Source organism: Sandaracinaceae bacterium (genome assembly GCA_016706685.1).
Classification (GTDB): Bacteria; Myxococcota_A; Polyangia; order Polyangiales; family Houyiibacteriaceae; genus JADJJE01.
Genome location: JADJJE010000028.1, coordinates 64,283 through 74,339, shown reverse-complemented (window position 1 = coordinate 74,339; position 10,057 = coordinate 64,283). Strand labels below are relative to the sequence as shown.

Annotated in this window: 9 protein-coding genes; 5 read left to right on the top strand and 4 right to left on the bottom strand. The window is 70.6% G+C overall.

Translation table 11 applies throughout. The features are described 5' to 3' along the window. From IPI43_26640 to IPI43_26630, 3 genes are all read left to right on the top strand, one after another. Nucleotides 1–595 (top strand): anthranilate synthase component I (locus tag IPI43_26640; GenBank protein MBK7777655.1); only part of this gene is annotated, 595 nt, incomplete at its 5' end. A 69-nt stretch (nucleotides 596–664) separates the two neighbouring features. Next, the gene (locus IPI43_26635; GenBank protein MBK7777654.1) at nucleotides 665–1,219 is read left to right on the top strand and encodes a hypothetical protein; all 555 of its coding nucleotides are present in this window, start codon (nucleotides 665–667) and stop codon (nucleotides 1,217–1,219) included. Continuing rightward, complete coding sequence (locus IPI43_26630; protein MBK7777653.1) at nucleotides 1,216–2,403, top strand: iron-containing alcohol dehydrogenase; 1,188 nt, start codon at nucleotides 1,216–1,218, stop codon at nucleotides 2,401–2,403. Before IPI43_26635 ends, IPI43_26630 begins: the two co-directional genes overlap by 4 nt. A 19-nt stretch (nucleotides 2,404–2,422) precedes the next feature. Here the strand turns inward: IPI43_26630 and IPI43_26625 are convergent, their stop codons facing one another. Beyond that, entirely contained in the window at nucleotides 2,423–2,875 is a 453-nt protein-coding gene (locus IPI43_26625; protein ID MBK7777652.1) for a hypothetical protein, read from the bottom strand. Between the two features lie 80 nt (nucleotides 2,876–2,955). Beyond that, nucleotides 2,956–3,399, bottom strand: a complete 444-nt coding sequence (locus IPI43_26620) for a hypothetical protein (protein MBK7777651.1) — start codon at nucleotides 3,397–3,399, stop codon at nucleotides 2,956–2,958. 478 nt (nucleotides 3,400–3,877) lie between these two features. Between IPI43_26620 and IPI43_26615 the strand changes: the two genes are divergently transcribed. Continuing rightward, nucleotides 3,878–4,069, top strand: a complete 192-nt coding sequence (locus IPI43_26615) for a hypothetical protein (protein MBK7777650.1) — start codon at nucleotides 3,878–3,880, stop codon at nucleotides 4,067–4,069. 7 nt (nucleotides 4,070–4,076) lie between these two features. On the opposite strand, the gene IPI43_26610 is transcribed toward IPI43_26615, so the two are convergent. Beyond that, nucleotides 4,077–6,113: a hypothetical protein gene (locus IPI43_26610; GenBank protein MBK7777649.1), complete on the bottom strand. Its 2,037-nt coding sequence runs from the start codon at nucleotides 6,111–6,113 to the stop codon at nucleotides 4,077–4,079. 2 nt (nucleotides 6,114–6,115) lie between these two features. Beyond that, complete coding sequence (locus IPI43_26605; protein ID MBK7777648.1) at nucleotides 6,116–7,813, bottom strand: methylmalonyl-CoA mutase family protein; 1,698 nt, start codon at nucleotides 7,811–7,813, stop codon at nucleotides 6,116–6,118. Between the two features lie 153 nt (nucleotides 7,814–7,966). On the opposite strand from IPI43_26605, the gene IPI43_26600 reads away from it, so the two are divergent. Then, complete coding sequence (locus IPI43_26600; GenBank protein MBK7777647.1) at nucleotides 7,967–10,054, top strand: hypothetical protein; 2,088 nt, start codon at nucleotides 7,967–7,969, stop codon at nucleotides 10,052–10,054. The last annotated feature ends 3 nt before the right edge of the window (nucleotides 10,055–10,057 follow it).

The following is a 10,057-nucleotide window of genomic DNA, read 5'->3' as shown; positions in this document are numbered from 1 at the left end:
GCTGGCCGACTACCTGCGGCAGGCTGGCGCCGAAGTCGAGACGCTGCGCTCGGGCTTCGACCCCGCGCGCATCGAACGTATGGCGCCGGACCTGCTGGTGCTGTCCCCGGGGCCCGGTCGCCCCGACGACTTCGGGTGCCGTGACGTCTTGGACGCGGCTGCGCTGTCGGGGAGCGCCGTCTTCGGGGTGTGCCTCGGGCTACAGGCGCTGGTGGAGTACGAGGGCGGTCACCTGGACCAGCTGCCCACGCCACGGCACGGCAGCTCGTCGCTCATCTCGGACCTGAAGGGCCCCCTCTTCGACGGCTTCCCGCCGGTGTTCCGCGCGGGGCGCTACCACAGCCTGCACGCCGCCACGTTGGACGGCAGCTTCCCCGACACGCTGCGCATCACGGCGCTCGGCCCACTCGAGCCGCTGACGTCGCGCGGGGTCCTGCGCGAGGGCTGCGTGGTCATGGCCGCGTCGCACGCCACGCGCCCGTGGCACGCGGTGCAGTTCCACCCGGAGTCCATCACCACGGAAAGGAGCCTCGGCCTGCGGCTGCTGCAGAACGCGCTGCGTACCGCTAAGGCGGAGCGCGATCCGAGGTCCTGAGCGCTGTGGTTTCCAAACGGAAAATATGCACTGGCTCCCTCCGGAGGAGCCCGTATCATGCCGACTCCAATGACCGAGACCTCACTGCCTGCCGCCACGGTGGCTCCTCCTCGCTACGGCGCACAGCTCACCTTCGTGCGCACCATGCTGCCCATCCTGGGCGGCTTGCTGGAAGCCGGCAGCGAGGTGGACCCGGTGGTGAAGCGCGAGATCGACTCCCTGCCGGCGGGCCTGGTGTTCGGCATGACGGTCTTCGGCACCGATGCGAAGATTCGGCTCACGCGCCGGGACGGTCGCTTCGTGCAGCTGGACCCGAAGACAGCGCCCCCGCCCACGCTGGACATCGTGTTCAAGCACGTGAGCGTGGCGTTGCTGGTGGTGTCGTTCCAGGAGAGCACCGCCCTCGCCTTCGCGCGCGGCCGGCTGGTGGTGCACGGCGACACCGCGCTCGCCATGCGCATCACGCGCTGCCTCGACCGCATGGAGGCCGTCACGCTGCCGGGCCCCATCGCCACGCGCGCGCTGAAAGAAGTGCCGCACATCCCTCTCGCCGAGCGCCTGCCGCTCGCCGCCCGTTATTACGCCGTCGCCGCCCGGAACGCGGCCCGAGGTCGAGCATCATGAGCGAATCGTTCTTCGAGTTCTTTTGCCCCGTGAAGATCGTGGCCGGCTCCGCCGCGCTCGAGCACGTGCCCTACGAGCTGGCCTCCATCGGCGCCACCAAGCCGCTCATCATCACCGACAAGGGCGTGCGCGCCGCGGGCCTGGTGGACGTGGTGCTGGGCGCGATGCTCAACGCCGCCGTCGAGTACCCACCGGTGTATGACGACGTGCCGCCCGACTCGTCGACCGACGTGGTGACCGACATCGCGCGCGTGTACCGCAGCCGCGGCTGTGACTCGCTCATCGCGCTGGGCGGGGGCTCCGTCATCGACACCGCCAAGGCCGTGAACGTGCTGGTGTCCGAGGGCGGCGACGACCTGCACGCCTACTCGGGCACGGGCGTGGTGAAGCGCCGGCTGCGGCCCCTGTTCGTGCTGCCCACCACCAGCGGCACGGGCTCCGAAGCCACCAGCGTGGCCGTCATCCGCGACTCGAAGACCGGCGCCAAGCTGCCCTTCATGTCGCCCTTCCTCATGCCCGACGCGGCCGTGCTGGACCCGCGCCTCACGCTGGGGCTGCCGCCGTTCTTCACGGCCGCCACGGGCATGGACGCCATGACGCACGCCGTCGAGGCCTACCTCTGCCTGGCCAAGAACCCGCTGAGCGACGCGTACGCCACCGCGGCCATCCGCAAGATCAGCGAGCACTTGGTGCCGCTGCTGGACGACATGAAGAACCCCACGCGCCGGCTAGAGGTGGCCCTCGGCGCCACCATGGCGGGCGTGGCTTTCTCCAACAGCATGGTGGGCCTGGTGCACTCGCTCGGGCACAGCGTGGGCGCCCTCTGCCACGTGCCCCACGGCGTGTGCATGAGCGTCTTCCTGCCCTACGTGCTGGAGTACAACCTCGACACGCGGCGCGACGCCATCGGGGAGCTGCTGCTCCCGCTGGCAGGCGCCGAGGTCTTCGCGAAGACACCCGCGAGTGAGCGCGCCGCGGCCGCCATCCAGCACCTGCGTGGCATGCGCGACGCGCTGCACCAGAAGGCGGGCCTGCCCCGCACCCTGAGCGAGACCGGCAAGGTCGCGCGCGCCCAGCTCACGGAGATTGCCCAGCTGGCCATCGACGACGGCACGCTGATCATGAACCCCCGCGAGGTGCGCTACGAAGACGCGCTGGCCGTGCTCACGCGCGCCTTCGAGTAACCGAGCGGCGGGTCCGAGCTCAGCGGGCCCAGAGCTCCATCTGCGCACGACCGCCCGCGGGCATGTTCGAGTAGTAGAAGTCCACGCGGCGGATGACGCGCAGGTCGCCGGGCAGGTCGATGGTGCGCGAATTCGTGTTCTCGGCGAACACCAACCGGGTGGTGGGCGAGAACGTGGAGCCATCGCCGAACGTGACGACGATGTTGTACAGCTCGAGCGAGCTGTGCTCGACGCGCAGCGCGATGGAGCGGAAGCGCCCCTGTGCCCCGGTCACCATGATGGTGTCGTGGTCCACGCCGTGGCGGACGATGCGCTCCCCGAGGCGCGTCCAGCCCGTCATGGCTTCCACCACCGCGTCGTTCGCGTCATCTTGGCGCTCACGCTGACGGCGACCCCCTTGTGCGTCTCCGGGCGACGGCGCGAAACCGATTCCGAGTACCAGAGCGGACAGAACCAACAGACGCATCTTCATGAGAGCTCTCCTGACGGGGGGATGCCGCAGCGTATCACGCACGCGTCGCGGCAGGCGCCCCCCGGTGGAGCTCTCGAGAGTCAGCGCGCCGCGGAGGTCCAGCCGGTGAGCTGCGTGGTGGACGTCCAGGGCTGCGAGTAGACCCCGGCCGTGGCTTGCTCGGCCGTGCCGTTGCGCGTGATGTGGAGGACCAGGCTGTAGTTCATCCCGGACACTACCTGCTGCGTCACCGACACGATGCTCACGAGCTGGATGGTGTCGCCGCTCACGCGCGACTGCTCCTGCACGGCGAACGCGGCAGCGTCGCGTACACCCTGATCGTTCACGTCACCGGCGGCCCAGCCCCCGGGGAGGCCGCGTGGCTCGTCGGCCGAGGCCTCGTCCGGCGTGGCCTCCGTGGTCTCGGTGGTCTCCGTCCCCTCCGTGGTCTCCGTCCCCTCACCCGTGGCGGGCTCGGTCGTGCCACCGCCGCACGCCGACAACACCAAGAACATCATCGTCAAGCCAACCGTGTTCGTAGTCATGGCGGGCACCCTAGCAGCCCGCACCGCACGAGCCCACCGCGGCATGGTATCCCCACCCGGATGAACCAAGACCCCGACGACGGCTCGCCAGCCGCCGCGGCCGAGGGACCACGCTTCGACCGCTGGGTGCGCGCCATCGTCGCGATCTCGGTCGTGAGCCTGGTCATCTGGTTCTTCACCTCCGGCGCGCGCGACGACTTGAGCGCCGAGAGCGTGCGAGACGCCATCCGCGGTCTCGGCCCGCTCGGGCCGCTCGCGTTCATCTTCGTCTTCGCCCTGATTCAGCCGCTCGGCCCCTCGGGCCACATCTTCGTCATCGCGGCCAGCTTGCTGTGGCCACCCCCGGTAGCCGTGGGCTTCGCCATGCTGGGTGCGCTCTCGGCCCAGACCACGGGCTTCTACTTCTACCGCTACCTCGCCGCCGACTTCGCCCGCGCGCGCGCGCCCCGCGCGCCTGCACAAGTACGAGAAGGTGCTGGTGGAGAAGCCGTTCCGCACCGTGCTCGTGCTGCGCCTGCTCACGTTCACGGCGCCGTTCGTCACCATGCTGCTGGGCGTGTCGCGCGTGCGCTACGTGCCCATGATGGCAGCCACCGTCGTCGGCATCTTCCCCAACCTGGTGTTCGACGTGTACATCGGAGGCAAGCTGGTGGAGTGGCTCTTCGACTGAGCGGCCCTCAGAGCGGGGGCGGCGCTGTCTCGCAGACGAAGTAGTTGAGCCAGCGACGCTCGGGCGCGAGCCGCGTGCAGCGGGTCTCGGGGTCGGGTGGGCAGCGCGTCCCATCCGAGCGACCGGCCTCGGTGACGAAGTAGAACCGCTCGCCCAGCTGGTCCCAGGACCACGGCTCGTGGCGGTCGCGGACCGGATTGGTGGTGGGAGCGCAGCGCGCGTCGAGCCAGTGCGTGGCCCTCACCACGTCGTCGGGGCCCGGACCCAAGATGGCTCCGCGCACGGGGCTGCCTCGCCGCGCACGCTCGTAGGCAACGTACATCGGGAGGTGGAAGGAGTCGGTCACGATGGGCAGGGGGTCGCGCACGAACGCTTCATCGAACGCCGCCGCCGACTCGATCCCCGTGGGCCCAAGGTGGATGTCTCCGCGCAGATACGGCAGCGAGACCGTGAGCCACCACAAGCCCGCGATGGCCGTCAGCACGCCCGCCGCGCGCAGCACCCTCCCGGTCCGCGCGCCGACGCGCGGCTCCACCCACGGGCTGGCGCGCTCCGCGAGCCAGGCGCAGGCGCGCGTGACGCCCACCGCAGCGGCCACGAGCCACGGCGGCGTGATGAGGCAGATGTAGTAGCCGTGGTTGACGTGCGACCACTGCCAGGCCACCAGCGTGGCCACGGGGACCGCCGGCAGCATGCCCAGGAGAAAGCGCGACGCGTCCGTCCCTGCGGAAGACGGCGGTGGGCGGCGGAGGCTCCCGCGCAGCAGCCACGCGACGCCGATGGCCATGGGCAGCAACATGAGCGGCTGACGCGCCGAGGGCAGCTCGTTGGCCATCTCGGCGAGGAGCACGTGGACGTCGTCCACCACGGGGGAGAGTCCATCTCCCGCCACGAACACCAGAACGGCCCTTAGCGCCAGGAGCGCAAAGCCCACGGCAGCGACCTGCTTTTCCAGCCGCGCCGTGTGCGGGCTGACCAACAGCACCACCAGGACACCGAGCGGCACGATCATCATGTACGACGAGAAGAACCCGCCCAGCGTCAGCGCCACCAGCCACGCCGTGGACCGGCGCGCGACGGGCCCAGCGCCCAGAGCGCCCTGACGTTCACGCCACGTGAGCCACGCGGCGAGCGCAAGCAGGAAGACCCCCGCGAGGTCCCAATCCACGAGCTGGTCGATGGACGGGCGGCGCGGAAGCTCGGCCGCCAGCCACACCCCGGCGAGCGCCCCCGCCGTGGTGCCGCCCCAGCGCGCGGCCAAGAGCACCACCGCGGCGAGGTGCATCAGCACGAAGCCGAACGGCACCACGCGCACCGCCCAAGGCTCGAGTGAGAGTCGCGTGGGGAGGTGGTTCAGCAGGTAGGGCAGGAACGGATGGTTCCAGTCGTCGAAGATGTGCTCGCGGGCATAGGCCGCGCGCAGCACGGGCGTGTCGCAGTCGAACGGAAGCGTGAAGAGCGGCCACAACGCCAGCAGCGCAAGGGCCAGAACGCCCAGGAGCACCACGGCCAGCGCCGCTCGCCTCCACACACGCGTGCGCCGCTCCCCGAGCCCCCCCACGACGAGGATCGCGAGGCTCAGATAGACGAACGGAGCCCGCCGCGCGGGCTCGTCGGGCGGCGCCTCCACGAGCGCTCGTCGCGGTAGCGGGAGGTGGCGCGCGAGCGGCGCCAACGCCTGGGCGCTGAGTTCATCCCCGCGCGTGCTAGCCGAGGACACCGTGGGCGCGCCATCGCAGCTCGGCGGAGGAGTGAGGCGCACGACACCGGCCCACGCGCTCGCCTCCACCGTGAGGACGGCCTCGGCCGAGCCCACCTCGAGGCCCCAGCGTGTGAGCGTTCCCAACCGCGCCCGCTCGGCCCAAGCCACCACCACGCGCGTGACCTCGGCGCTGTCTTCCACAGGCTGGAACACGCAATCGGCAGGCGGAACGAACGGCGCCGCGGGGGACGGCTGCCCACAGCCCGCGAGAGCAGCGCTGGACACGACCACGAGGGCAGCCAGCACGGCCCCGAGCGCGGGGTGGTGGTGCGCCCGCGGCATGCTCAGAATTCGGGGCGGTCTTGGTGGCGCCCGAACACGTCGCGGAAGACGTCGCAGATCTCCTGCTCGGTGCAGTAGGCCTTGGCCGCCGCGATGATGGGCGGCATCAAGTTCGCGTCTGTGCGGCAGGTCTCGCGGATGTCCTGGAGCGCCACGCGCACCTTGTCCTGGTCGCGCTCGGCCTTGAGCTTGGTCAGCCCAGCCACCTTCGTGAGCTGCATGCTCTCGTCCACGCGCAGCATGGGGATCTTGGGGTCCACCGCCTGCTGGTAGCCGTTCACGCCCACCACGATCTTCTCGCCGCGCTCCAGCTGCTGCTGGTAGCGGTAAGCGCTGGCCGCGATCTCGCGCTGTGGGTAGCCGCGCTCCACGGCCTCCACCATGCCGCCCATCTCGTCGATCTTGTGGATGTAGGCCATGGCCTGGCGCTCGATCTCGTCGGTCATCCACTCCACGAAGTAGCTGCCGCCGAGCGGGTCGATGGTGTTCGCGGCGCCGCTCTCCTCGGCCACGATCTGCTGCGTGCGCAGGGCCACCGTCACGGCCTCCTCGGTGGGCAGCGCGTAGACCTCGTCGAGCGAGTTGGTGTGCAGCGACTGCGTGCCGCCCAGCACGGCGGCCATGGCCTGCAGCGCCACGCGCGCCACGTTGTTGTAGGGCTGCTGGGCGGTGAGCGACACGCCGGCCGTCTGCGCGTGGGTGCGCAGCATCATGGAGCGCGGGTCCTTGGGCGCGAAGCGCTCCTTCATCATGCGGGCCCACATGCGGCGCGCCGCGCGGAACTTGGCGATCTCCTCGAAGAAGTCGTTGTGGACGTCGAAGAAGAAGCTGAGCCGCGGCGCGAAGTCGTCCACGTCGAGGCCACGGGCCACCGCCCACTTCACGTACTCGAGGCCGTCGGCCAGCGTGAAGGCCAGCTCCTGCGCGGCGGTCGAGCCGGCCTCGCGGATGTGGTAGCCGCTGATGCTCACCGAGTTCCAGCGCGGCACCTCGGCGGCGCAGAACTGGATGGAGTCCGTGACGATGCGCATGGCCGGACGCGGCGGCACGATCCACGCGTGCTGCGCGATGAACTCCTTGAGGCAGTCGTTCTGCACCGTGCCACCGATGGCCTTGCGCGAGATGCCCCGGATGTCGGCCAGCGCCACGTAGAACCCCAGCAGCACGGCGGCGGGCCCGTTGATGGTCATGGACGTGGTGACCTGATCGAGCGGGATGCCGTCGAACAGGATCTCCATGTCGCGCAGCGTGTCGACCGCCACGCCCACCATGCCCACCTCGCCGAGCGAGAGCGGCGAGTCGCTGTCGTAGCCCATGAGCGTGGGGAAATCGAAGGCCGTGGAGAGGCCCGTCTGGCCCTGCGCCAAGAGATACTTGAAGCGCTCGTTGGTCTGCTCGGGTGTCCCGAAGCCCGCGAACATGCGCATGGTCCAGAGGCGCCCCTGGTACATGGTGGGCTGCACGCCGCGCGTGAACGGGAACTCGCCGGGGTACCCCAGGTCGCGCTCGTAGTCGCCGCTCACGTCGGCCGGCGTGGCCAGGGTGGGCACCGGCACGTCGCTCAGCGTGGTGAAGCGCGCTTTGCGCGGCGGCACCTTGGCGAAGGCCGGCGCCACTTGGCGGGCCTCCCACGCGGCCTTCTGGGCGGCTGCGCTGGTGACATCGGGGGAAGGCTTCGGGCTGTCGCTCGGGTCCGTCATGGGCAGGCACTGTAGCAGAACTGAATCGGGATTCAGTCCGGCACCCTCGATGTCGAGGGAGTGGGCGCGTGTTTCCCCGTGGTGGTCCCACGCCGAGCGAGGCACACTGCACGCACCCAGAAATGGGGGGTCACCCGTCACGTCGGAGGAACGATGCGTCATCTGCATCCGGTTAGGATTTCGTGCGCGCTCGTCGCGCTGCTGTGCTCGCCCTCCATCGGGTGCGAGAGCGCCACCGTGAACGTGGACGCCGGCGCGTCCTGCCCCACGCCGTGCGACGACGGGCTGTTCTGCAACGGCGTCGAGCTGTGTGTGGAGGGGTTGTGCGCTCCGGGCATCGCGCCGTGCGGCGGGCAGCTCCGCTGTGTGGAGGCGGACCTCATGTGCCGCCCTCCCTGCGAGACGCCCGACGGTGATGGCGACGGTGTGGACTCGGTGCTGTGTGGCGGGGCCGACTGCGACGACGACGACGCAGGCCGCTTCCCCGGCAACCTCGAGGCGTGCGACGCGGTGGACCAGGACTGCGATCCGTCCACGCTCGGGACCACCGACGCAGATGAAGACGGCGCCGTCAGCGCGGCGTGCTGCGATGGCGACGTATGCGGGCCGGACTGCAATGAAGCCGACGCGGCCGTGGGCCCCACCGGAACCGAGGTGTGCAACGACGCCGATGACGACTGCGACGGAGACGTCGACGAAGGCGTGCAGCGGCTCTTCTGGCCAGACACGGATGGCGACGGCTTCGGCGCCCTCGACGTGGACCCGACGCGCGGGTGCTTGCCCGCGTCGGGCCAGGTGGAGAACACGCTCGACTGCGCCGACGGCGACCAGACCGTGAACCCCACGGCCGCCGAGGTCTGCAACGGCGCGGACGACAACTGCAACGGCACGGTGGACGACCCGACGCTCTCGGCCATCGCGTGCACCACCGCGTTCGGGTCCCCCGCTCGCACCACCATGGCGTGCGAGGCCGCGTGCACCATCGCCGGCTGCGGCGGCAGCTACCAGGACTGCAATACGGAGCTCTCGGACGGCTGTGAGACCGACACGGCCCGCGACGCGCAGCACTGTGGCGCCTGCGACAACTCCTGCGGGCTGTTCGCCGCGTGCGTCGAGGGCGTGTGCGACCGCGTGGTCGACGTGGAGGCCGGGCGCTTGCACGCATGTGCCGTGCTCTCCACGGGTCGCGTGGCGTGCTGGGGCGGAACGCGTCGCGGACAGGGCGGCGACTTCGCCACGGCCGACAAGCCCGTGCCCTCACTGGTGCTGGGGCTCACCGACGCCATCACCCTGGACTCGGGCGGGCAATACACCTGCGCGCTGACCCCCCGCGGCGTGGACTGCTGGGGCGGCAACGACCAGGGCCAGAACGGGTCGGGCGAGAGCGTCTACCGTGAGCCGCTGCCGCGCTGGGTGTTCGACGCGCTGGAAGGTGGCGAGGTGCTGGGGGTGAGCGCGGGCATGTTCCACGCGTGCGCCTGGGGCCTGTGGGACGACGTGCTGTCGGGTGCCCTCGTGCCGGGAGCTTCGTGCTGGGGGAGCGACTTCAGCGGGGCACTCGGGCGGAACTTCGACGCGACCCGCTGCGAGGGCACCATCTGCACGCCGGCGCTGGTCCCGGACCTGCCCGTCATCGAGGCCGCGGCCGGGCGTGAATTCAGCTGCTTCCGGACCGCCACAGGGACGTACTGCGCCGGCACGGGCGCGAGCGGCGTGCTGGGTGTGGGCAGCCCGGCCCCCGCCAACACCGGCGTCCCCCTCGAGGTGGTCAACGGCGCGGGGCTGCTGGAGCTGGCCGCCGGCGACTATCACCTCTGTGCGCGCCGCTCGACCGGCGTGGTGTGCTGGGGCTCGGGACAGGCCCGCCAGAACGGGGACGCAGGAGCGCTAGACCGCATGCTCCCCGCTGCCGTGGCCGGCACGGACGGGAGCGAGGTGGCCCTGTGCTCCGCCATCGTCCACAGCTGCGCGCTCCGCAGTGATGGCACCGTGCGCTGCTGGGGCGACGGCACGCGTGGTCAGCTCGGGCGTGGCACCGTCGAGACCCCGCGCGCCAACGCTCTCGAGGTCACCGGACTGAGCGACGTGGTCGACATCAGCTGCGGGGGCTGGTTCACCTGCGCGCTCACGGAATCGGCCGAGGTGTTTTGCTGGGGCGACAACACGGCGCGGCAGCTCGGTTCGCTGGTCCCAGTCACGTCCCTGTCCATCTCCACCCCCACACGCATCCCGGAGCTGTGATGC